Here is a 22,340-nt window from a genome sequence, read left to right as displayed (position 1 = left end):
TGCAAATCGCCTTAATATCCCTGCTCAAAATAACTTTCGAGAATGATAACCGCAGAGGCAGAGTCGACTTTGCCTTTGTTGAGCGCCCGATAACCGCCCTGTTCAAACAGGTCGGAACGCGCTTCCACGGTGCTAAGACGTTCGTCATGTAGCTTTACTTCAACACCGAAACGACCATGAATACGGTTGGCGAATTTACGCGCCCGGGCGGTTAGCGGTTGTTCGGTGCCGTCCATGTTCAGCGGCAAACCGACGATGATTTCGTCTGGCTGCCACTCTTTCAACAAACGCTCGATAATATTCCAGTCCGGCGTACCGTCCTGCGCTTTAATCGCAGGCAAAGGGCGAGCGGTGCCAGTAATGCGTTGACCAACCGCTACGCCAATGCTTTTGGTGCCGAAGTCGAAGGCAAGTAAAGTCCCGCTCATCAGGCGTGTCCCGCCACATCAGGCATGGTAAGAATATCAACACCAATCAGCCTTGCCGCATCGCGCCAGCGGTCGGCTATCGGTGTTTTGAACAGAATATTCAGATCTGCCGGAGCGGTTAGCCAGGCGTTGTCGAGAATTTCTTGTTCCAGTTGGCCTTTATCCCAGGAGGAGTAACCCAACGCAACCATCACGTCAGAGGGTTGTTTATCGGTGCCGAGCGTTTCCAGCACATCACGGGAAGTGGTCATCACCGTGTTGTCTGAAATGCGAATACTGGAAGTAAAATTTGATGGTGGAGTATGCAAAATAAACCCACGATCTTCAGCCAGTGGGCCACCGAGCATAACAGGCTTGTCCAGACGGATTGACTCATCACGCGGCTCCGGCGTGATCTTTAATTTTTCCAGAATCCCTTCAATTTTAAGATTTTCCAGAGGCTTGTTAATGATAATCCCCATTGCACCCTCTGGATTATGTTCGCAAATGTAGACCACCGAACGACGGAAAATCGGATCCTGGAGAGCAGGCATGGCAATAAGAAAGTGATGCTGTAAATTCATTGTCAGAGGTTCTGTTTCCTGGTTCAAAAAAGCAACAGCGCCCAGTATGCGTGGAAAGACGGGCGCTGTCACTCATAGTCTCAACGAGATCCCTCTCGTTAAGCTGGGTTATCGTTGCTGTAAACGTGCTTCGATGGCATCCATTAGCATTCCGGTGATCGAGACCGGAAACTCTGCTTCAATCTCACGAATACAGGTTGGGCTGGTGACGTTAATTTCAGTCAGGCGGTCTCCGATAATATCCAGGCCAACAAAAATTAGCCCTTTTTCTTTCAGCGTCGGCCCTACCTGGCGGGCGATTTTCCAGTCACTTTCAGTTAGCGGACGAGGTTCGCCGCGACCACCGGCAGCCAGATTGCCACGGGTTTCGCCACCCTGCGGAATACGCGCCAGGCAGTACGGTACTGGCTCGCCATCCACCACCAGAACGCGTTTGTCGCCATCTTTAATGGCAGGCAGGTAATTTTGCGCCATACAGTAGCGAGTACCGTGCTCAGTCAGGGTTTCGGCAATCACGCCGAGGTTCGGATCGCCTTCTTTCACGCGGAAAATCGACGCGCCACCCATGCCGTCCAGCGGTTTAAGGATAATGTCGGTGTGCTTTTCCCAGAACGCTTTCAACTGTGCTTTATTACGCGTGACCAGCGTTTCTGGTGTTAAGTCAGAGAACCAGGCGGTAAACAGTTTTTCGTTACAGTCGCGCAGGCTCTGTGGCTTGTTAACGATCAACGTTCCTTTCTCTTCAGCACGTTCCAGAATATAAGTGGCGTAGATAAACTCGGTATCAAACGGCGGATCTTTACGCATCAGGATCACGTCGAGATCGGCCAGTTGCAGATCCTGCTCACCCGTGAACTCGTACCATTTATCGTAGTTCTGTTCGACGCTCAAAGTACGGGTACGAGCGCGAGCCTCACCATTGATCAAATAGAGATCGCCCATCTCCATATAGTGAAGTTCGTAACCACGACGTTGTGCTTCCAGCAACATAGCGAAACTGGAATCTTTCTTGATGTTGATGCTTGCGATGGGGTCCATCACGATGCCGAGCTTGATCATTATTTTTCTCCGTTAGCCCAGATCACCAAAACGTACTTGTAGCGCAGTTATGGCGGTGAGCGCAGTTGTCTCTGTACGCAAAACGCGAGGTCCCAGCAGGATATCAGTAAATTGATAGCGGGCAGTCATGGCAATTTCATCTGCTGATAATCCGCCTTCCGGGCCAATCAGCAGGCGGATGCGTTCGACCGGCAACGGCAGCGTGTTAATGCTGTTACTGGCGCGCGGGTGAAGATTCAGTTTCAGTCCTTCATCTTGCTCTGCACACCAGGCTTCCAGATCCATTGCAGGACGGATCTCCGGCACCCGGTTACGACCACACTGCTCGCAGGCGGCAATCGCAATTTTCTGCCACTGCTGGAGCTTCTTGTTCAGACGTTCGTTATCCAGTTTAACGCCGCAGCGTTCAGAAAAAAGTGGCGTAATGAGGCTTACTCCAAGTTCGATCGATTTCTGGATAGTGAATTCCATTTTTTCACCGCGTGACATTACCTGACCGAGATGAATATGCAGAGGCGATTCACGATCGTCGAGCTGACCTTCCAGCACGTTAACTTCCACGCTTTTTTTGCTGGCGCTGGTAATCTCTGCGTCAAAGACCTGGTTGCTACCGTCAAATAACTGTAACGCCTGACCAGGCCCCATACGCAGTACACGGCCGATATGGTTAGCGGCATCTTCGCAAAGTGCAATGTGCGAGTTGCTGATTAATGGTTCAGGATGATAAATGCGGGGGATACGCATGGTTAAAAATCCGCGTCGTCTCCCCACGCAGTTGCCTGCGTGGGGTAGGGGTTTAACAAAAAGAATCCCGCTAGTGTAGGTTAGCTCTTTTGCGCCTGGCAAGCGCGTTGCACATACGGGTTATGATTGCCTTGCACCTTTGCAATGCGTTCGTCGCGCTCGCACTCCCAATCGGTGACCGGATACATCTTGTTCCAGGCGTTAAACAGTTGCGTTTGCTGGCGTGAGAGTGTCAGGTTGTACTGGTCACGCATATAGAAATAAGTTCTGGCAATGATGCCTCGCGTATGAGCTGGTGGTTCCGCCACTTTTTCTTTGAAATCCACCTTCATGGCGCACTGTCCATACTGACCCTCGCCACCATTCCACTGACTGTACATAAAGTTGCCGCGATCGCCGTTCACTTCGCCTATCGAGGGCTGCAGGTTATGCATATCGCTTTCCATTTTGCGATAAACCGGATCTTTGGCGCAGTTTTTACGTCCGCCGTCTTGCCAGCATTGACGCTGGTGGCCGAACTGCCAGGCGGGAACCACGTGTTCCCACTCCACACGACTGGCGCGATTTTCATTTTTGCGTACCTGATATCCGCATGACTCCAGATCCACAACGCCTTTTTTACCCTGCCAGTTGATTTTACAGCCGCAGTAAAATGTTCCCGGTGCGTCAGCATAGACTTTTACTGCCGCATTTTTCGCCTGGGAAAAACTATTGATGCCTTCGGCCAATACCTGGCCGGAAAATGCTGCGCTCAGTATCACCGCAGCAACAGACAAATAACGGTACATCATTTACTCCGTGTTAAAACGAGCCAGCAACGTAGCGAAAGTTGTTTTACTATGCAATCAGCCAGATCAGGAAAGTTCCTGATAGTTCAGGTGGTTATTTCGCAACCAGTTGTTCGCCGCAATGAACGCAGCGATAGACGGCCTCTCCACGCACCACACGGTTATGGCGGCGCACGGTAAGCTGATGCTCCTGGCATTTACAGCGGTAGGGGAAGGTGTTGCGGCGTACGGATTGTAGCTCAAATTGATGCGTGCGGCGGGCGGGAACACCCAGCACACTTTCCATCATCCATTTCCACTCTTTGCCATGCGGTGCCACGCGACCAAAGTGTTTCCACACCAGTAAATGCGCCAGCTCGTGCGGTACGACTTCTTCTATAAAAGCTTCGCTGTTTTCCATCAACAGCACCGGATTGAGACGAATTTCATAGCTGTCCAGCCAGGCAGTACCGGCGGATGTACCACGCTGGGTGTAAGCGATTTTTGGCTCCGGGTAATTACGCTCCAGCTTCAGGTTGGCCTGGGCGAGTTTTTCCCGCAGACGACGCATAACGGCCTGTTGGATGGCGATAGGGAGACGGGGCGTTTTCATAGCGGCTGAGGATAAAGCGAAGAAAAGATGACTGCAAGAGGTGGCTTCCTCCGCGACGGGAGGAAGCCAGAGACGATTAATCGTGAGCGCCGATTTCGCGCAGTTTACGACCCTTCATCAGATTACGTTCAATGTGTTCCAGCGAAACGTGTTTGGTTTCCGGTACCAGCCACAATGTCAGCAGGATAAACAACACGTTCAGAGCCGCATACACCCAGAAGGTGTTGGCGTTGCCCAGCGTGTTGAGCATAGTCAGGAACGTTGCGCCGACGATCATGTTGGCAATCCAGTTGGTGGCGGTGGAGCAGGTGATGCCAAAATCGCGGCCTTTCAGCGGCTGAATTTCAGAACACAGTACCCAAATCAACGGACCTGCGCTCATGGCAAAACCGACAATAAACATCAGCAGCATGGCAATGGCAAAATACTGCGCCGACGGTGAGTGGATACCGATATGCATCATCGTACCCAGTATGCCCATGCCAGCAGCCATTACCATGAAGCCCAGCGTCAGCGTCGGTTTCCGTCCCCAACGGTCAACCAGACCAATAGCGATAAAGGTGGCGAGTACGTTGGTCAGACCAACGATCACTGTCCCCCACATTTGCTCGGTAGTATTGGTATAACCCGCCAGTTCGAAGATTTTGGGCGCGTAATACATGATGACGTTCATCCCGGTGAATTGCTGCATCACCTGTAACAGCACGCCAAGGAATACCGCACGACGGAAGTTGCTGTTTTCTTTAAACAGTGCCCAACCGCTCTGTTTGACCTGCAAACTTTCACGGATTTCATCCAGTTCGCGTTTCGCTTCCGCGCTGGTGTCGCGCAGGCGCAGCAGCACGCGTTCGGCATCAACAAAACGGCGTTTGGCGGCAAACCAACGTGGGCTGTCTGGCAGGAAGAAAACACCAATCAGTAGCAGAATTGCCGGGATGATAATCACACCCAGCATCCAGCGCCATGCGCCGGTGTAGCTGAAGGCGGTATCAGAAAGATAAGCGCCGAGAATGCCGATGGTAATCATCAACTGATACATCGAGATCATACTGCCACGAATTTTCTCTGGCGCAATTTCGGAGAGGTATAGTGGCGCGGTATAGGAAGCAACACCCACCGCCAGACCCAGCAGAACGCGAGAAAGAATCAGTACTTCAACGTTTGGCGCTGCGGCTGAGAACAGCGAACCAGCAACAAACAGAATAGCGCCGATCATCAGGCTCTTTTTACGTCCGAGTTTAAAAGAGAGCCAGCCGCTACCCACCGCACCGACTGCCGCACCAAACATCATGGAGCTTACGACCCATTCTTGCGTGTGCGAGGTAATCTGGAATTCATCTGCAATAAACGGCAGTGCGCCAGCAATTACACCGATATCCAGGCCAAAGAGTAATCCCGCCAGAGCGGCAAGGAAGCAGACGAAAAACGTCATTGCCTTGTTTGACCGCCCCTGTTTTTTAGCGTCAGGCATGATGCCCTCCAATATGTTATTTTTTATTGTGAATTAAGATAGGTGAGTACGACGCAAAAAGATGTGAAGCATGTCACATCAGTGTAATCGCTTACACTAACATTTATAGTGGTTATAATTTAAGTACATGAAAACAATTGAGTTATAACATCATAGATTAAGCGAAGTTATCTGCAATTAAGACTTTGCTGAAAAGAAATGTAACAATCATGAAAACTGAATAATATGATGAAAATATTATAAATACTGGGTTGCTATGGTTGGTGTAATCGGTTTCAGTTGTTGTGATGAACTGCGGATAAACGTGTTCAGCAACGGAATGTTGCTATCGTGTGGGCGGCTTTTGCCGGATGCGGCGTGAACGTTTTAGCCAGCCTACATGTAGCAATAGTTGTAGGCCTGGTAAGCGTAGCGCATTGGGCATTTTTTAGAAAAGAAAAAGGCCAGTGCGAGGCTGGCCTTAGAAAGCGGGGATGAAAGATTATTTCAGACCGGCGGCATCGCGCAGTAGCTGCGCTTTGTCGGTTTTTTCCCACGGGAAATGCTCGCGACCAAAGTGACCATATGCAGCGGTATCTTTATAGATTGGGTGCAGCAGATCCAGCATCTTAATCAGACCGTATGGACGCAGGTCGAAGAACTCGCGCACCAGCAGGGTCAGTTGTTCAGTAGGGACTTTCTCAGTACCGAAAGTTTCTACCATGATGGAAGTCGGTTCAGCCACGCCGATCGCGTAGGAAACCTGAATTTCACAACGGTCAGCCAGACCCGCTGCCACGATGTTTTTCGCAACATAGCGTGCTGCGTAAGCTGCGGAACGGTCCACTTTGGATGGATCTTTACCAGAAAACGCGCCGCCACCGTGACGAGCCATGCCGCCGTAGGTATCAACGATAATTTTACGCCCCGTCAGACCGCAGTCACCCATCGGGCCGCCGATAACAAAACGTCCGGTCGGGTTGATGAAGAATTTGGTTGCGGAAGTCAGCCATTCTGCTGGCAGGATCGGCTTAATGATCTCTTCCATTACCGCTTCTTGCAGGGATTTCTGATCGATATCTTCAGAGTGCTGGGTGGAAAGCACTACTGCATCGATGCCAACGATTTTGCCGTCGTCATACTGGAAAGTAACCTGGCTTTTTGCGTCCGGGCGCAGCCACGGCAGAGTGCCGTTTTTACGCACTTCAGCCTGACGTTGTACCAGACGGTGTGCATAGGTGATTGGCGCTGGCATCAGCACATCGGTTTCGTTGGTGGCATAGCCAAACATCAGACCCTGGTCGCCAGCGCCTTGTTCCAGCGGATCAGCACGATCAACGCCCTGGTTAATGTCAGGGGACTGTTTGCCGATAGCGCTCAGAACCGCACAAGAGTTAGCGTCAAAGCCCATGTCGGAATGCACATAGCCAATTTCGCGAACGGTGTTACGGGTGATCTCTTCAATGTCCACCCAGGCGCTGGTGGTGATTTCACCACCAACTAAAACCATGCCGGTTTTTACGTAGGTTTCGCAAGCAACACGTGCTTTCGGATCCTGTTCGAGGATCGCATCTAAAACGGCATCAGAGATTTGGTCAGCAATTTTGTCAGGATGCCCTTCAGAGACGGACTCGGACGTAAAAAGGTGTTTTGCCATATTTAATATCACCTAAAGAGAATTTAGTTAGCTCAAACTGTTGTGTGGATTTTCTGTGGTAATGGCTCCTTCCACGACTCTGCAGGTTAAAAACACTGGCAGTCTGAGTGTTAATCAGTATGGATGGATTAACATCTGGATGGCTATTTTAGGTCAAGACGTCATCCGATTTCCACTTTTTTTTGAAGCGTATCTCATTCCGTTAAAAACGTAGCTGGAAATTTTTCCTGACAATGCTGGCATTCTGTGTATTTATCTTTTGCAATTTTCTGCCATTGTGGGGTATAAAACGCGGCGCGCGGCTTAAATAAAAAGCACACGACGTTCCTTTCGTGTTGCCACTTCCAGCCGGGTTGAAATCAGTGTTTTAGCTTGTTGGTTCGTCTTCGCAGGCGGCCGTGGAGGTGATACGAAATAATGAATCGTTGTCTGCTGCTTAATCTGTCGCACCGTTCTGGTGTAGATTCGTTCCCCGCACTCTGCATCTCTGCATTGCATACCTGCCGATGTTATACCCATCTCGGCGCTTCTCAGGATTCAAGAGCTGGCAACAGTTACTGATGACTGAACAAGGGCGCTCTTGTAAATACAAGAGTTTTCTCGTGGTTTCGCCGGACTGTCACACTTACGTTCGGTTATGTGCTTAATAATGTTATGAAAAAGAAACCGGTTGCGCAGTCGGAGCGTCAGCATACGCTGCTGGAAAATCCGTGTGCTTATGGGTTGTTATCGCAGTTTCAGGCTGCGATAGTGGTTAACTGTTTTACACTTAATAAAATAATTTGAGGTTCGCTATGTCTGACGACATGTCTATGAGTTTGCCTTCGTCAGCGGGCGAACACGGTGTACTACGCTCCATGCAGGAGGTTGCAATGAGCTCCCAGGAAGCCAGCAAGATGCTGCGTACTTACAATATTGCCTGGTGGGGCAATAACTACTATGACGTTAACGAGCTGGGTCACATTAGCGTGTGCCCTGACCCGGACGTCCCGGAAGCTCGCGTTGATCTCGCGCAGTTAGTGAAGACCCGCGAAGCGCAGGGCCAGCGCCTGCCTGCACTGTTCTGCTTTCCGCAGATCCTGCAGCACCGTTTGCGTTCTATTAACGCCGCGTTTAAACGTGCGCGGGAATCCTATGGCTATAACGGTGACTACTTCCTCGTTTACCCGATCAAGGTTAACCAGCACCGCCGCGTGATTGAGTCCTTGATTCATTCTGGTGAACCGCTGGGGCTGGAAGCAGGTTCAAAAGCTGAGTTGATGGCGGTGCTGGCGCATGCTGGCATGACCCGCAGCGTCATCGTCTGTAACGGCTATAAAGACCGCGAATATATCCGCCTGGCGCTGATTGGCGAGAAGATGGGCCATAAGGTTTATCTGGTTATCGAGAAGATGTCTGAAATCGCCATTGTGCTGGATGAAGCGGAACGTCTGAACGTGATCCCTCGTCTTGGCGTACGTGCGCGTCTGGCCTCGCAGGGGTCTGGTAAATGGCAGTCTTCCGGTGGTGAAAAATCGAAGTTCGGTCTGGCGGCAACCCAGGTACTGCAACTGGTTGAGACACTGCGTGAAGCCGGACGTCTCGATAGCCTGCAACTGCTGCACTTCCACCTCGGTTCGCAGATGGCGAATATTCGCGATATCGCGACAGGCGTTCGTGAATCTGCGCGCTTCTATGTTGAGCTGCATAAGCTGGGCGTCAACATTCAGTGCTTTGACGTTGGCGGTGGTCTGGGCGTGGATTATGAAGGCACCCGTTCGCAATCCGATTGTTCGGTGAACTACGGCCTCAATGAATACGCTAATAACATTATCTGGGCAATTGGCGATGCCTGTGAAGAGAATGGTCTGCCACATCCGACGGTGATCACCGAATCGGGTCGTGCGGTGACTGCGCATCACACTGTGCTGGTTTCCAATATTATCGGTGTGGAACGTAACGAATACACCGTTCCAACCGCACCAGCAGAGGATGCGCCGCGCGCACTGCAAAGCATGTGGGAAACCTGGCAGGAGATGCACGAACCGGGAACTCGCCGCTCTCTGCGTGAATGGCTGCATGATAGCCAGATGGATCTGCACGATATCCATATTGGTTATTCTTCTGGCACTTACAATCTGCAAGAACGTGCATGGGCAGAACAGCTCTATTTGAGCATGTGTCATGAAGTGCAGAAGCAACTGGATCCGCAAAACCGCGCCCATCGCCCGATTATCGACGAATTACAGGAGCGTATGGCGGACAAAATGTACGTCAACTTCTCGCTATTCCAGTCGATGCCGGATGCATGGGGTATCGACCAGTTGTTCCCGGTTCTGCCGCTGGAAGGGCTGGATCAAGTGCCGGAACGCCGCGCTGTGCTGCTGGATATCACCTGTGACTCTGATGGAGCCATCGACCACTATATCGATGGTGACGGCATTGCTACGACAATGCCAATGCCGGAGTACGATCCGGAGAATCCGCCGATGCTCGGTTTCTTTATGGTCGGTGCCTATCAGGAGATCCTCGGCAACATGCACAATCTGTTTGGTGATACCGAAGCGGTTGACGTGTTCGTCTTCCCTGACGGCAGCGTAGAAGTGGAGCTGTCTGACGAGGGCGATACCGTTGCGGATATGCTGCAATATGTGCAGCTCGATCCAAAAACGTTGTTAACCCAGTTCCGTGACCAGGTGAAGAAAACCGATCTTGATGCCGAACTGCAACAACAGTTCCTTGAAGAGTTCGAGGCAGGTTTGTACGGTTATACCTACCTTGAAGATGAATAATTAAGATTATTCTGCTGGCGGGACGATTTAATTGATTAATTCGGCTCGCTTTTTATTTATATATTCTTAAAAATAATCTGGTTACTTTCCTTCTAATATAATCTCCCTACAATCGCTGCATTAATTAAATGCAGAGGGATCGGTTATGAAAAAATGGAAAGTACGCGTTGCGCTGGTGGGATTGTTCGTACTGCTTGCAGGTTGTTCCAGTAATGCGCAGTATAATAGTAGTGCATCTGGCAATGTCGGCACTGCCTGGGGCGGGGATGTGCACTCAACGGTTCAAGGCGTATCTGCTGAACGCGCCTGGCGCGATCCGGCAGAGATGATCGTTATTAGTTATTCGACTAACATTCCTTCCGGATACGACCGCGTTTATAGCATTCGGATTAACGAACTGGAATATGCTATTCGCGATGCTAATTTTAATTCGCTTCCTATTACGCGGGTATATGATTCATCGAATAATAAACCTCGATATATTGTTCATGCCAGAGTGGGAATGAATTATCAATTATATGTTCGTAACTATAGCCGTAACACTAACTATGAGATCGTTGCCACAGTTGATGGGCTGGATGTTCTGAACGGCAAGCAAGGTTCGCTGAATAACAATGGCTATATTGTGAATGCCGGTGATTCGTTAGCGATTAAAGGTTTCCGTAAAGATAAACATACCGAAGCTGCTTTTCAGTTTGCCAACGTTGCTGATTCCTACGCCGCCAATTCGGCGCAAGGCGATGTACGTAACACAGGGGTGATTGGTTTTGCCGCTTTTGAATTACAAGGCTCAGCGAAAAATGCGCTACCGCCGTGCTCTGGACAAGCCTTTCCGGCAGACAACAATGGCTATGCTCCACCACCGTGTCGTAAATAGCAACCCCGCTTGATGCTTCACCCATTTAGGGCGATAATTAGCACAAACTTGTGTTTCGCAAATCCAACCCTTCCTCGTCGGGCCTAACGACGCGGAAGGGTTTTTTTATATCGACTTTGTAAAAGGAGTCCATCCATGAGCACCTTAGGTCATCAATACGATAACTCACTGGTTTCCAACGCCTTTGGTTTTTTACGCCTGCCGATGAACTTCCAGCCGTATGACAGCGATGCTGACTGGGTAATTACCGGCGTGCCGTTCGATATGGCTACTTCTGGTCGTGCGGGGGGGCGTCACGGTCCGGCAGCTATTCGCCAGGTTTCGACTAATCTGGCCTGGGAACACAACCGCTTCCCGTGGAATTTCGACATGCGTGAACGTCTGAATGTCGTCGACTGTGGTGATCTGGTATATGCCTTCGGTGATGCCCGTGAAATGAGCGAGAAACTGCAGGCGCACGCTGAGAAGCTGCTGGCTGCCGGTAAGCGTATGCTCTCCTTCGGTGGTGACCACTTTGTTACGCTGCCGCTGCTGCGTGCTCATGCTAAACATTTTGGCAAAATGGCGCTGGTACACTTTGACGCCCACACCGATACCTACGCGAACGGTTGTGAGTTTGACCACGGCACTATGTTTTATACCGCGCCGAAAGAAGGTCTGATTGACCCGAATCATTCCGTGCAAATTGGTATTCGTACTGAGTTCGATAAAGACAACGGCTTTACCGTGCTGGACGCCTGCCAGGTGAACGATCGCAGCGTGGATGACGTTATCGCCCAGGTGAAGCAGATTGTTGGTGATATGCCGGTCTACCTGACTTTTGATATCGATTGCCTGGATCCTGCGTTTGCGCCGGGAACGGGTACGCCGGTAATTGGCGGCCTGACCTCCGATCGCGCCATTAAACTGGTACGCGGCCTGAAAGATCTCAACATCGTTGGGATGGACGTAGTGGAAGTGGCTCCGGCATACGATCAGTCGGAAATCACTGCTCTGGCAGCGGCAACGCTGGCGCTGGAGATGCTGTATATTCAGGCAGCGAAAAAGGGCGAGTAAGCGCCGGATGTGATGCCATCCGTAGGCCGGATAAGATGCGCCAGCATCGCATCCGGCGATGTGCTCTGGCCATATATGTCAGATGCGGCCTAAACGCCTTATCTGACCTACGTTCGGCACCACCAGGTCTTACTTAACCCCATCAGCGCTCATACGGTCGCGAATATGCTGGGCGCGCTCCGCGGATGCTGGATGGTCGTCAAACATTGAGCTTTGACGGCCTTCTTCCAGCTTCGCCAGTTTTTCAAAGCTGGTGGCAAGGCCTGCCGGACTGATGCCGCGTTGGCGCAGCAAGTCATAGGAGTAATCGTCCGCCTCAGCTTCCTGACGCTGGGAGAATTGCGAATTGACTAATTTCTCGCCCAGATCGCCTAGTTGTGATTGAGATAAACTACCGACAATCCCGCCCGCCGATGCCGCAGCTACTCGCACTGCGTTTGTTCCAAGCGCGACCTGCATCCCTTTCTTCACATGGCCTAACGCCACGTGTCCCATTTCGTGACCGATCACCGCTTCGACTTCGTTATCAGTCATCATATCCATCAGTCCGCTATAAACACGGATGCAGCCGTTGGCCATCGCAAAGGCGTTCACATCCTTTGCCATATACACTTTGTAATTTACCGGCTGACCGTTGATATTGTTGCCCAGCGCGTTGGCAATAGTGGCCAGACGTTTAGCATATTCGCTACTGGCTGGCGCAATCGTCGCCTTACTGTCCATCTCCTGACATGCCTGATCGCTCAGGGCTTTGACCTGCGCATCACTCAGAGTGTAAGCCTGAAAAGCTTCCGCTCCTGATGAGAGCAGCCCACTGGAGTCCATATTCTGGCAACCGGTCAATACCGTTGCCACGCTCATTGCTATCAATAAGGCGCGAATTTTCATGTTTTCTCTTCCGCACAAAGTCAGGATTATTCTAAAAATGCGCCGTTTGCAGGTGAATCGACGCTCAGTCTAAGTATAAGGAAAAGCGCAGCGGACGGGCGAGCAGATTGCGCAACATGCGAGCATGATCCAGAGATTTCTGAACCGGCAAAAGGATGTTCCATGTACATGACGCGTGGCTTGCGGTAAATTGTTGGCAAATTTTCCGGCGTAGCCCAAAACGCGCTGTCGTCAAGTCGTTAAGGGCGTGCCCTTCATCATCCGATCTGGAGTCAAAATGTCCTCACGTAAAGAGCTTGCCAATGCTATTCGTGCGCTGAGCATGGACGCAGTACAGAAAGCCAAATCCGGTCACCCGGGCGCCCCGATGGGTATGGCTGACATTGCCGAAGTCCTGTGGCGTGATTTCCTGAAACACAACCCGCAGAATCCGTCCTGGGCTGACCGTGACCGCTTCGTGCTGTCCAACGGCCACGGCTCCATGCTGATCTACAGCCTGCTGCACCTCACTGGTTATGATCTGCCAATGGAAGAGCTGAAGAACTTCCGTCAGTTGCACTCCAAAACTCCGGGCCACCCGGAAGTGGGTTACACCGCAGGTGTAGAAACCACCACCGGTCCGTTGGGTCAGGGTATTGCTAACGCAGTCGGTATGGCGATTGCAGAAAAAACGCTGGCGGCGCAGTTTAACCGTCCAGGTCACGACATTGTCGACCACTACACCTACGCCTTCATGGGCGACGGCTGCATGATGGAAGGCATTTCCCACGAGGTTTGCTCTCTGGCGGGTACGCTGAAGCTGGGTAAACTGATTGCGTTCTACGATGACAACGGTATCTCTATCGATGGCCATGTTGAAGGCTGGTTCACCGATGACACTGCAATGCGTTTCGAAGCTTACGGCTGGCACGTAATCCGCGGTATTGACGGTCACGACGCTGCCGCTATTAAACGCGCAGTAGAAGAAGCGCGAGCAGTGACTGACAAACCGTCTCTGCTGATGTGCAAGACTATCATTGGTTTCGGTTCCCCGAACAAAGCCGGTACGCATGACTCCCACGGCGCGCCGCTGGGCGATGCGGAAATTGCACTGACTCGTGAGCAGCTAGGCTGGAAATACGCGCCGTTCGAAATCCCGTCTGAAATCTATGCTCAGTGGGATGCGAAAGAAGCCGGTCAGGCGAAAGAGTCTGCATGGAACGAGAAGTTTGCGGCTTACGCGAAAGCTTACCCGCAAGAAGCGGCTGAATTTACCCGTCGTATGAAAGGTGAAATGCCGTCTGACTTCGACGCGAAAGCGAAAGAGTTCATTGCTAAACTGCAGGCTAATCCGGCTAAAATTGCCAGCCGTAAAGCGTCTCAGAATGCCATCGAAGCATTCGGTCCGCTGTTGCCGGAATTCCTTGGCGGCTCCGCTGACCTGGCTCCGTCTAACCTGACCCTGTGGTCTGGCTCTAAGGCAATCAACGAAGATGCTGCCGGTAACTACATCCATTATGGTGTTCGCGAATTTGGTATGACCGCGATTGCCAACGGTATCTCCCTGCACGGTGGCTTCCTGCCGTACACCTCCACCTTCCTGATGTTCGTGGAATACGCACGTAACGCTGTACGTATGGCTGCACTGATGAAACAGCGTCAGGTGATGGTTTATACCCACGACTCCATCGGTCTGGGCGAAGACGGCCCGACTCACCAGCCGGTTGAGCAGGTTGCTTCTCTGCGCGTGACCCCGAACATGTCTACATGGCGTCCGTGTGACCAGGTTGAATCCGCCGTTGCGTGGAAATATGGCGTTGAGCGTCAGGACGGCCCGACCGCGCTGATCCTCTCCCGTCAGAACCTGGCGCAGCAGGAACGTACGGAAGAGCAACTGGCAAACATCGCGCGCGGTGGTTACGTGCTGAAAGATTGTGCCGGTCAACCGGAACTGATCTTCATCGCCACCGGTTCTGAAGTCGAGCTGGCGGTTGCAGCATACGAAAAACTGACTGCTGAAGGCGTGAAAGCGCGCGTAGTTTCCATGCCGTCTACCGACGTGTTCGACAAACAGGACGCGGCTTACCGTGAATCCGTACTGCCGAAAGCCGTCACCGCACGCGTTGCAGTGGAAGCAGGTATTGCTGACTACTGGTACAAGTATGTTGGCCTGAACGGTGCTATCGTCGGTATGACCACCTTTGGTGAATCTGCTCCGGCAGAGCAACTGTTCGAAGAGTTCGGCTTCACCGTTGAAAACGTGGTAGCGAAAGCGAAAGAACTGCTGTAATTAACACTATGGTGTGTGAAGAGCCGCAAATGCGGCTCTTTTTTATTTGGTTGAGATAAACGGAACGGTACTGCCAGGGATCATGGTATCGGGCAGTTTTCCGTCCCAGCGTTCGGCAGTGGTAAGGGCAACAAGCCCTGGGTTATCTCGCAGAGCTTCACCGCGCAGGCGGATAGCTTCTGCTTCAGCCCCACTTTTTAAACGAATAGTTTCTGCTTCTGCCGCGCCTCTTACGCGAATCGTCTCTGCTTCTGCTTTGGCTGCCGCCAGTTTACTGTCTGCTTCTGCCTGCGCCTGAGTTACCGCAATTTGTGCCTGGATTTTCTCTGTTTCCAGATTTTGTTTCCGTGTGGCAATGGCGACTTCCGCTTTCATACGATCTTCAATTGATTTTTCATAAGCGTCCGAAAAATCAATATTTTCAATCTGGACCCCGTCAATCACCACCGGACCAACAACGGCTTTGCGCATTGCATTTTGCAGATCCTGAACCAGTTTCGTGCGATCCTGTACAGCGCTGATGGCCGTATATTGACCGAAAACGTTCTCCAGTTGGGTTGGCAACTGGCGAACAATCAGGCGATCTTTTAATGCTTCAATGGTGTTGTAGGTGGTATAAACCGCGCCTGCTTCCGAAGGCTTAATATGGAAACTGACTGACACAGTCATTTGTGCGGGTTGCTGGTCGCGGCTGTATGCCTGTAATCCCTGATAGACAACAGCCTGATTACGCGTGGAAATTTTCTCTACGCTTTCCATAAACGGGATCTTAAAACCCAGCCCCGGATCGGCAACTTTTACTATTTTTCCATAGCGCAACAAAATACCACGTTCACCTTCATTCACGGTGTAATACGACAGAAATGGCAGCACAATAACGGCAAGCACGCCAATGGCGATGGCAAGCGATTTTTGTGGGCGGAATGAGGTTATTGAAACAGGTGCTTTCATGTGAGTCTTCCTTGAGTAAAGTGTGGAAATATGTCACATGAGGTGAGAAGAAAACAGCCAACAGTCGAGAATTCAGAATCTATAAAGGGGGAATGGCGGAAAACCAACGAATGAAATAAGTATGTTTTCGAACATTCAATAAACAAATGGTGATATGCATCACGAATGTAATAACGTATAAAATATCTATTGTGTGACATACACAGCAAATATATAGTTGACTTGCGTAAAATTATTTTTATGTCATTGTTATTTAATGCTTTGCTATTTTGGCTCGTGGAGTTTGTGCTCTCACGTGCACAATTGCTTTCATTAAGTCGCACGAGTATTTTATTTTTACCGCCGGACAGCACCCTAAAAATAAAATAAGGATAATTTATGCGGCTTATTGATTATTTCCCGGAATCATCAATCTCAGTTATATCTTCAGCAAAAGACTGGCAGGATGTTATCGATTTTTCGATGGCGTCATTGTTAGCAAAAAATTATATCAACGAGAATTACATTCAGTCTATTAAAGACTCAACTACCCGCAACGGGCCTTATTATATTCTCGCGCCGGGCGTAGCAATGCCCCATGCACGACCGGAATGTGGGGCGCTTAAAACCGGGATGTCACTGACATTACTCGAACAGCCAGTTTGTTTCCCCGGAAGTGATGAACCGATCAAATTACTCATCGGGCTTTCTGCTGCCGATGCTGATTCGCACATTGGTGCTATTCAGGCGTTAAGTGAATTACTGTGCGAAGAAGAAATACTCGAACAACTATTAACAGCAACATCAAAAAAACAATTAGCGGACATTATCAGCCGCGGATAATTACTCTCTCCTCTACAGGATAATATTATGGAAAACAAGTCTGCTCGTGCAAAGGTCCAGGCTTTTGGTGGCTTTTTGACTGCAATGGTCATCCCCAATATCGGTGCTTTCATTGCCTGGGGTTTTATTACTGCTTTATTTATTCCTACGGGTTGGATGCCTAACGAACACTTCGCCAAAATTGTTGGCCCCATGATTACCTATTTATTGCCCGTGATGATTGGTTCTACCGGTGGTCATCTGGTCGGCGGTAAACGCGGTGCGGTCATGGGGGGAATAGGGACGATTGGTGTGATCGTCGGTGCGGATATTCCGATGTTTCTCGGTTCGATGATCATGGGGCCGTTAGGTGGTCTGGTCATAAAATATGTCGATAAAGCACTGGAAAAACGCATACCTGCTGGTTTTGAGATGGTTATCAATAACTTCTCATTAGGTATTGCCGGGATGATCCTCTGCCTGTTGGGCTTTGAAGTCATCGGTCCGGCAGTGTTAATTGCCAATACTTTCGTCAAAGAGTGTATTGAGGCGCTGGTACATGCGGGTTATCTACCTCTGCTGTCAGTCATCAATGAACCGGCAAAAGTGCTTTTCCTTAATAATGCGATCGATCAGGGCGTCTATTACCCGTTGGGAATGCAGCAGGCATCGGTTAACGGTAAATCTATCTTCTTTATGGTGGCGTCCAATCCTGGGCCGGGTTTAGGCTTGCTGCTGGCATTCACTCTGTTTGGTAAAGGGATGAGCAAACGCTCTGCGCCTAGTGCGATGATTATTCACTTCCTCGGTGGCATCCACGAGCTGTATTTTCCGTATGTATTGATGAAGCCGTTGACCATTATCGCCATGATTGCAGGCGGTATGTCTGGCACCTGGATGTTCAATTTGCTGGATGGCGGCCTGGTGGCAGGTCCTAGCCCGGGTTCTATTTTTGCTTATCTGGCACTGACGCCGAAAGGCTCGTTCCTGGCGACAATTGCCGGTGTTACGGTCGGTACTCTGGTGTCCTTTGTCATCACATCCCTGATACTGAAGATGGAAAAAACGGTGGAAACGGAGAGCGAAGATGAGTTCACCGAGTCAGCCAATGCGGTAAAAGCTATGAAGCAGGAAGGTGCATTTTCATTAAGTCGTGTGAAACGTATTGCCTTTGTTTGTGATGCGGGAATGGGCTCCAGCGCAATGGGGGCAACCACCTTCCGCAAACGTCTGGAAAAAGCCGGACTGACCATTGAAGTAAAACATTACGCCATAGAAAACGTGCCTTCGGATGCTGATATCGTCGTCACTCACGCCAGTCTGGAAGGACGAGTGAAACGTGTGACGGATAAACCGCTGATATTGATTAATAACTACATTGGCGATCCAAAACTCGACACTTTATTTAATCAATTAACCGCCGAACATAAAAACTGATTGCAGAGGTAAAAATGAAAACCAAAGTTGCTGCTATTTATGGCAAGCGGGATATCCGTCTGCGTGAATTTGAGTTACCCGAAATTACTGATAATGAACTGCTGGTCAGTGTAATTTCTGATAGTGTTTGTTTATCCACCTGGAAAGCGGCGTTGCTTGGTAGCGAACATAAACGGGTGCCGGACGATTTAGAAAATCACCCGGCGATCACCGGGCATGAATGTGCCGGAGTCATTGTTGAAGTGGGTAAAAATCTTACCGACAAATATAAAAAAGGTCAGCGATTTGTTTTACAGCCTGCGATGGGGTTACCCAGCGGATATTCTGCGGGATACAGCTACGAATATTTTGGTGGTAATGCCACCTATATGATTATTCCTGAAATCGCGATTAATTTAGGCTGCGTATTACCGTATCACGGCTCTTATTTTGCTGCGGCGTCGCTGGCGGAGCCGATGTGCTGCATTATTGGCGCTTATCATGCTAATTATCACACTACGCAATATGTTTATGAGCATCGAATGGGCGTCAAATCTGGCGGCAATATTGCGCTACTGGCGTGTGCTGGCCCGATGGGAATTGGCGCTATCGATTACGCCATTAACGGCGGCATTCAACCATCACGGGTGGTAGTGGTCGACATCGATGAAAAACGGCTGGCACAAGTACAGAAGCTGCTGCCGGTGGAGATGGCGGCCAGCAAAGGGATTGAGCTGGTATACGTGAATACCAAAGGGATGAGCGATCCGGTACAGATGCTGCGGTCGCTGACAGGAGATGTCGGGTTCGATGATGTTTTTGTCTATGCGGCGGTGCCTTCGGTCGTTGAGATGGCTGATGAATTGCTGGCGGAAGATGGTTGTCTGAACTTCTTTGCCGGGCCAACGGATAAAAACTTCAAAGTGCCGTTTAACTTTTACAACGTGCATTACAACAGCACTCACGTCGTTGGGACGTCCGGTGGTTCTACGGATGATATGAAAGAGGCGATTGCCCTTAGCGCCACGGGGCAGTTGCAGCCGTCGTTTATGGTGACCCATATTGGTGGCCTGGATGCGGTGCCAGAAACCGTACTCAATTTGCCGGATATTCCCGGCGGTAAAAAACTCATTTATAACGGCGTCACCATGCCGCTGACCGCCATTGCCGATTTTGCCGAAAAAGGGAAAACAGATCCGCTGTTTAAAGAGTTGGCGCGACGGGTTGAGGAAACGCACGGCATCTGGAATGAACAGGCCGAGAAATATCTGCTGGCACAATTTGGCGTTGATATCGGGGAGGCTGCGCAATGATGTCCCTTGCGTGGCCATTATTTCGCGTTACGGAACAGGCCGCGTTGGCTGCCTGGCCGCAAACCGGATGTGGCGACAAAAATAAAATTGATGGCCTGGCGGTTACCGCGATGCGTCAGGCATTAAACGACGTCGCTTTTCGTGGGAGAGTGGTTATCGGTGAGGGGGAAATTGACCATGCGCCGATGCTGTGGATTGGCGAAGAGGTTGGCAAAGGTGATGGGCCAGAAGTCGATATCGCGGTTGATCCGATTGAAGGCACCCGGATGGTGGCGATGGGGCAGAGTAATGCCCTGGCAGTAATGGCCTTCGCCCCACGAGATAGCCTGTTACACGCGCCCGATATGTATATGAAAAAACTGGTCGTTAACCGACTGGCTGCAGGAGTGATTAATCTGTCTTTGCCCCTGACGGATAACTTGCGCAATGTGGCAAAAGCATTGGGCAAACCATTGGATCGATTACGCATGGTTACGCTGGATAAACCCCGTCTTCATGCCGCGATTGAAGAAGCGACGCAACTGGGCGTGAAAGTATTCGCCCTGCCGGATGGCGATGTTGCTGCCAGTGTGCTGACTTGCTGGCAGGATAATCCTTACGACGTGATGTACACCATCGGTGGTGCGCCAGAAGGCGTTATTTCTGCCTGTGCAGTCAAAGCGTTAGGCGGAGATATGCAGGCAGAGCTTATTGATTTTTGTCAGGCCAAAGGTGATTACACGGAAAATCGGCAGATTGCACAACAGGAGCGCCAGCGTTGCAAGGAAATGGGGGTTGAGGTCAACCGTGTGTACTCGCTCGACGAACTGGTGAGAGATAAAAATATCCTCTTTAGCGCCACGGGTGTGACGGGCGGAGAGCTGGTGAACGGTATACAACAGACGGCGAATGGGGTGCGGACGCAGACATTACTGATCGGTGGCGCAGACCAAACGTGTAATATAATAGACTCCCTGCATTGATGGTGATCTATCGGAAGACGAATGGCGACGCTGACAGAAGATGATGTGCTTGAGCAACTGGATGCACAGGACAATTTATTGTCATTTATGAAAACTGCGCATGCCATTTTGCTCCAGGGGATACGCCAGTTTCTGCCGTCGCTGTTTGTCGATAACGATGAAGAGATCGTGGAATATGCAGTGAAGCCGTTGCTCGCCCAAAGCGGCCCGCTTGACGATATTGATGTTGCGCTGCGTTTGATTTATGCGCTGGGGAAAATGGATAAATGGCTGTACGCCGATATTACGCACTTTTCTCAATTCTGGCATTACCTGAACGAGCAGAATGGAACGCCCGGATTTGTCGATGACATTACCTGGGATTTTATCAGCAACGTTAATAGCATAACCCGTAATACTTCCCTCTATGATGCGTTGAAAGCGATGAAGTTCGCTGATTTCGCGGTCTGGTCAGAGGCGCGTTTTAGCGGAATGGTCAAAACGGCGCTGACGCTGGCAGTAACGACAACTTTAAAGGAATTAACGCCGTGAAAATCGAACTGACGGTGAATGGACTAAAGGTACAGGCGCAGTACTCTGATGATGAAATTGAAAATGTACATAAACCGCTACTGCGTATGCTGGCGGCTTTACAGGCGGTAAACCCGCAGCGGCGTACGGTGGTATTTCTGAGTGCTCCACCAGGGACGGGTAAATCTACCTTAACTACCTTCTGGGAATATCTCGCACAACAAGATCCCGAATTACCCGCTATTCAGACGCTCCCGATGGATGGTTTTCACCATTACAACATCTGGCTGGATGAGCATCAGCTTCGCCCTTATAAAGGCGCGCCGCAAACGTTTGACGTGGCGAAACTGGCGGAAAATCTGCGTCAGGCCGTGCAAGGCGACTGTACGTGGCCGCAGTATGATCGACAAAAACATGATCCGGTAGAAGATGCGTTGCACGTTACCGCGCCGCTGGTCATCGTCGAAGGAAACTGGCTATTGCTGGATGACGAGCAGTGGCGCACGTTAGCGCAATTTTGTGATTTCTCGATATTTATCAACGCGCCCGCATCTGTGTTACGGGAACGACTGGTGGGGCGCAAGTTGGCGGGGGGATTATCGCAGGCAGATGCTGAAGCTTTTTATGAACGTACCGACGGGCCGAATGTTCGTCGGGTGCTGGAACAGAGTCGACCTGCAAATTTGACCTTAATGATGACGCCTAACGGTGAATACTGTCTGGTAGATTGACCTCCCTCACTACACCACCTTCCAGTCGCATGACGCGAGAAAAATGACGCCGGGTAAATGCGGCGTCATGACTGATTGCCACCACACTCGTGCCACGAAGGTGGCACTTTTCCAGCCAGCTTTCAAATACTGCCAGCCATTGGGCATCAAAATCCCGGCTCGGTTCGTCAAGTAATAACAGCGGCGGGGCGAGAGCTTCCAGGCAGGCGACGGCCACCATCCGTCGCTGGGCGCTATGCAGATCTAACGGATGAGCGCTGGCAACATCTGTTAACTGACAGCATTGCAGGATAGCGTCGGTGCGTTGAGCAATTTCATCAGTTGGGCATTTTTGCAGTTTCAAACCAAATGCGATCTCTTCCGCGACGGTACTGTGAAATAACTGGTTATGTAGTGGCACACTAAATTTGGCCACCTGAACAGAGGTGATATGCTCACCTCAGAACAACACAGGTGCTCCAATGAAAAAAAGAAATTTCAGCGCAGAGTTTAAACGCGAATCCGCTCAACTGGT

22 protein-coding genes and 2 pseudogenes are annotated in these 22,340 nt (G+C 50.6%); 13 read left to right on the top strand and 11 right to left on the bottom strand.

The features are described from left to right. Positions 1-11 precede the first annotated feature (11 nt). The 8 genes from ruvX to metK all read right to left on the bottom strand — a co-directional run bounded on the left by ruvX (position 12) and on the right by metK (position 7,281). Positions 12-428 carry a Holliday junction resolvase RuvX gene (gene ruvX, locus C7B16_RS18750; RefSeq protein WP_016249182.1) on the bottom strand — a complete coding sequence of 139 codons (417 nt, stop codon included), beginning with the start codon at positions 426-428 and terminating at the stop codon, positions 12-14. Then, positions 428-991: a YqgE/AlgH family protein gene (locus C7B16_RS18745; protein ID WP_010378695.1), complete on the bottom strand. Its 564-nt coding sequence runs from the start codon at positions 989-991 to the stop codon at positions 428-430. Before C7B16_RS18745 ends, ruvX begins: the two co-directional genes overlap by 1 nt. A 108-nt stretch (positions 992-1,099) precedes the next feature. Next, positions 1,100-2,050, bottom strand: a complete 951-nt coding sequence (gene gshB / locus C7B16_RS18740; protein WP_000593301.1) for a glutathione synthase — start codon at positions 2,048-2,050, stop codon at positions 1,100-1,102. A 12-nt stretch (positions 2,051-2,062) separates the two neighbouring features. Continuing rightward, entirely contained in the window at positions 2,063-2,794 is a 732-nt protein-coding gene (gene rsmE / locus C7B16_RS18735) for a 16S rRNA (uracil(1498)-N(3))-methyltransferase (protein WP_107179990.1), read from the bottom strand. 80 nt (positions 2,795-2,874) lie between these two features. Then, entirely contained in the window at positions 2,875-3,582 is a 708-nt protein-coding gene (gene endA, locus C7B16_RS18730) for a deoxyribonuclease I (protein WP_000286521.1), read from the bottom strand. A 94-nt stretch (positions 3,583-3,676) separates the two neighbouring features. Next, the gene (locus C7B16_RS18725; protein ID WP_000856773.1) at positions 3,677-4,174 is read right to left on the bottom strand and encodes a SprT family zinc-dependent metalloprotease; all 498 of its coding nucleotides are present in this window, start codon (positions 4,172-4,174) and stop codon (positions 3,677-3,679) included. Positions 4,175-4,250: 76 nt separating this feature from the next. Continuing rightward, a complete protein-coding gene (gene galP / locus C7B16_RS18720; protein WP_001517053.1) occupies positions 4,251-5,645 on the bottom strand; it encodes a galactose/proton symporter in 1,395 nt (464 codons plus the stop codon). A gap of 481 nt (positions 5,646-6,126) precedes the next feature. Continuing rightward, a complete protein-coding gene (metK, locus tag C7B16_RS18715) occupies positions 6,127-7,281 on the bottom strand; it encodes a methionine adenosyltransferase (RefSeq protein WP_001062125.1) in 1,155 nt (384 codons plus the stop codon). A 55-nt stretch (positions 7,282-7,336) separates the two neighbouring features. Here metK and C7B16_RS25670 point away from each other — a divergent pair. From C7B16_RS25670 to speB, 6 genes and pseudogenes are all read left to right on the top strand, one after another. After that, positions 7,337-7,588, top strand: a pseudogene (locus tag C7B16_RS25670) (hypothetical protein). 110 nt (positions 7,589-7,698) lie between these two features. Then, entirely contained in the window at positions 7,699-7,842 is a 144-nt protein-coding gene (yqgG, locus tag C7B16_RS25665) for a protein YqgG (protein ID WP_269446598.1), read from the top strand. A 93-nt stretch (positions 7,843-7,935) separates the two neighbouring features. Continuing rightward, entirely contained in the window at positions 7,936-8,067 is a 132-nt protein-coding gene (yqgB, locus tag C7B16_RS18700) for an acid stress response protein YqgB (RefSeq protein WP_001338822.1), read from the top strand. An 8-nt stretch (positions 8,068-8,075) separates the two neighbouring features. Then, complete coding sequence (speA, locus tag C7B16_RS18695; protein WP_016249181.1) at positions 8,076-10,052, top strand: biosynthetic arginine decarboxylase; 1,977 nt, start codon at positions 8,076-8,078, stop codon at positions 10,050-10,052. Positions 10,053-10,197: 145 nt separating this feature from the next. Continuing rightward, positions 10,198-10,929, top strand: a complete 732-nt coding sequence (locus C7B16_RS18690; RefSeq protein WP_000758927.1) for a hypothetical protein — start codon at positions 10,198-10,200, stop codon at positions 10,927-10,929. 135 nt (positions 10,930-11,064) lie between these two features. Next, entirely contained in the window at positions 11,065-11,985 is a 921-nt protein-coding gene (gene speB / locus C7B16_RS18685) for an agmatinase (RefSeq protein ID WP_000105566.1), read from the top strand. Between the two features lie 129 nt (positions 11,986-12,114). On the opposite strand, the gene loiP is transcribed toward speB, so the two are convergent. After that, positions 12,115-12,873 (bottom strand): metalloprotease LoiP, encoded by a 759-nt coding sequence (gene loiP / locus C7B16_RS18680; protein WP_000701822.1) that lies wholly within the window; start codon positions 12,871-12,873, stop codon positions 12,115-12,117. A 277-nt stretch (positions 12,874-13,150) separates the two neighbouring features. Here loiP and tkt point away from each other — a divergent pair, with 277 nt between their 5' ends. Beyond that, the gene (gene tkt / locus C7B16_RS18675) at positions 13,151-15,142 is read left to right on the top strand and encodes a transketolase (protein ID WP_001517051.1); all 1,992 of its coding nucleotides are present in this window, start codon (positions 13,151-13,153) and stop codon (positions 15,140-15,142) included. 42 nt (positions 15,143-15,184) lie between these two features. Here tkt and C7B16_RS18670 read toward each other — a convergent pair whose 3' ends face one another. Then, entirely contained in the window at positions 15,185-16,093 is a 909-nt protein-coding gene (locus C7B16_RS18670) for a prohibitin family protein (protein WP_001517050.1), read from the bottom strand. A 378-nt stretch (positions 16,094-16,471) separates the two neighbouring features. Between C7B16_RS18670 and cmtB the strand changes: the two genes are divergently transcribed. The 6 genes from cmtB to C7B16_RS18635 are packed head-to-tail and all read left to right on the top strand — an operon-like array spanning position 16,472 to position 21,826. Next, a complete protein-coding gene (cmtB, locus tag C7B16_RS18660; RefSeq protein ID WP_001236708.1) occupies positions 16,472-16,915 on the top strand; it encodes a PTS mannitol transporter subunit IIA in 444 nt (147 codons plus the stop codon). A gap of 27 nt (positions 16,916-16,942) precedes the next feature. Beyond that, on the top strand, positions 16,943-18,331 hold the full coding sequence (gene cmtA / locus C7B16_RS18655; RefSeq protein ID WP_107179989.1) for a PTS mannitol transporter subunit IICB: 1,389 nt from the start codon (positions 16,943-16,945) through the stop codon (positions 18,329-18,331). 14 nt (positions 18,332-18,345) lie between these two features. Then, positions 18,346-19,623 (top strand): zinc-binding dehydrogenase, encoded by a 1,278-nt coding sequence (locus tag C7B16_RS18650; protein WP_016249179.1) that lies wholly within the window; start codon positions 18,346-18,348, stop codon positions 19,621-19,623. Beyond that, positions 19,620-20,585, top strand: coding sequence for a class II fructose-bisphosphatase (gene glpX / locus C7B16_RS18645; protein ID WP_016249178.1), 966 nt, complete (start codon positions 19,620-19,622; stop codon positions 20,583-20,585). The genes C7B16_RS18650 and glpX overlap by 4 nt, the downstream gene beginning before the upstream one ends. Positions 20,586-20,606: 21 nt before the next feature. Beyond that, on the top strand, positions 20,607-21,116 hold the full coding sequence (fumE, locus tag C7B16_RS18640; RefSeq protein WP_107179988.1) for a fumarase E: 510 nt from the start codon (positions 20,607-20,609) through the stop codon (positions 21,114-21,116). Next, on the top strand, positions 21,113-21,826 hold the full coding sequence (locus C7B16_RS18635; protein ID WP_016249177.1) for a nucleoside/nucleotide kinase family protein: 714 nt from the start codon (positions 21,113-21,115) through the stop codon (positions 21,824-21,826). Before fumE ends, C7B16_RS18635 begins: the two co-directional genes overlap by 4 nt. Here the strand turns inward: C7B16_RS18635 and C7B16_RS18630 are convergent. Further along, positions 21,798-22,214 (bottom strand): annotated as a pseudogene (locus C7B16_RS18630) (ABC transporter ATP-binding protein); the annotation flags it as partial. The gene C7B16_RS18635 and the pseudogene C7B16_RS18630 overlap by 29 nt on opposite strands. Positions 22,215-22,340 lie beyond the last annotated feature (126 nt).

The organism is Escherichia sp. 20412-1 (assembly GCF_003027595.1).
GTDB lineage: Bacteria > Pseudomonadota > Gammaproteobacteria > Enterobacterales > Enterobacteriaceae > Escherichia > Escherichia marmotae.
Note: the sequence above shows the minus strand (reverse complement) of the source record. Positions and strands in the feature narration are given on the sequence as shown.

Bases quoted from the DNA above. Each gene is read 5' to 3' on its own strand.
- loiP (WP_000701822.1), bottom strand. From the start codon at position 12,873: ATGAAAATTCGCGCCTTATTGATAGCAATGAGCGTGGCAACGGTATTG.
- ruvX (WP_016249182.1), bottom strand. From the start codon at position 428: ATGAGCGGGACTTTACTTGCCTTCGACTTCGGCACCAAAAGCATTGGC.
- fumE (WP_107179988.1), top strand. From the start codon at position 20,607: ATGGCGACGCTGACAGAAGATGATGTGCTTGAGCAACTGGATGCACAG.
- glpX (WP_016249178.1), top strand. From the start codon at position 19,620: ATGATGTCCCTTGCGTGGCCATTATTTCGCGTTACGGAACAGGCCGCG.
- speA (WP_016249181.1), top strand. From the start codon at position 8,076: ATGTCTGACGACATGTCTATGAGTTTGCCTTCGTCAGCGGGCGAACAC.
- metK (WP_001062125.1), bottom strand. From the start codon at position 7,281: ATGGCAAAACACCTTTTTACGTCCGAGTCCGTCTCTGAAGGGCATCCT.
- C7B16_RS18690 (WP_000758927.1), top strand. From the start codon at position 10,198: ATGAAAAAATGGAAAGTACGCGTTGCGCTGGTGGGATTGTTCGTACTG.
- yqgB (WP_001338822.1), top strand. From the start codon at position 7,936: ATGAAAAAGAAACCGGTTGCGCAGTCGGAGCGTCAGCATACGCTGCTG.
- C7B16_RS18650 (WP_016249179.1), top strand. From the start codon at position 18,346: ATGAAAACCAAAGTTGCTGCTATTTATGGCAAGCGGGATATCCGTCTG.
- C7B16_RS18745 (WP_010378695.1), bottom strand. From the start codon at position 991: ATGAATTTACAGCATCACTTTCTTATTGCCATGCCTGCTCTCCAGGAT.
- tkt (WP_001517051.1), top strand. From the start codon at position 13,151: ATGTCCTCACGTAAAGAGCTTGCCAATGCTATTCGTGCGCTGAGCATG.
- rsmE (WP_107179990.1), bottom strand. From the start codon at position 2,794: ATGCGTATCCCCCGCATTTATCATCCTGAACCATTAATCAGCAACTCG.
- speB (WP_000105566.1), top strand. From the start codon at position 11,065: ATGAGCACCTTAGGTCATCAATACGATAACTCACTGGTTTCCAACGCC.
- gshB (WP_000593301.1), bottom strand. From the start codon at position 2,050: ATGATCAAGCTCGGCATCGTGATGGACCCCATCGCAAGCATCAACATC.
- galP (WP_001517053.1), bottom strand. From the start codon at position 5,645: ATGCCTGACGCTAAAAAACAGGGGCGGTCAAACAAGGCAATGACGTTT.
- cmtA (WP_107179989.1), top strand. From the start codon at position 16,943: ATGGAAAACAAGTCTGCTCGTGCAAAGGTCCAGGCTTTTGGTGGCTTT.
- endA (WP_000286521.1), bottom strand. From the start codon at position 3,582: ATGTACCGTTATTTGTCTGTTGCTGCGGTGATACTGAGCGCAGCATTT.
- cmtB (WP_001236708.1), top strand. From the start codon at position 16,472: ATGCGGCTTATTGATTATTTCCCGGAATCATCAATCTCAGTTATATCT.
- yqgG (WP_269446598.1), top strand. From the start codon at position 7,699: ATGAATCGTTGTCTGCTGCTTAATCTGTCGCACCGTTCTGGTGTAGAT.
- C7B16_RS18725 (WP_000856773.1), bottom strand. From the start codon at position 4,174: ATGAAAACGCCCCGTCTCCCTATCGCCATCCAACAGGCCGTTATGCGT.
- C7B16_RS18670 (WP_001517050.1), bottom strand. From the start codon at position 16,093: ATGAAAGCACCTGTTTCAATAACCTCATTCCGCCCACAAAAATCGCTT.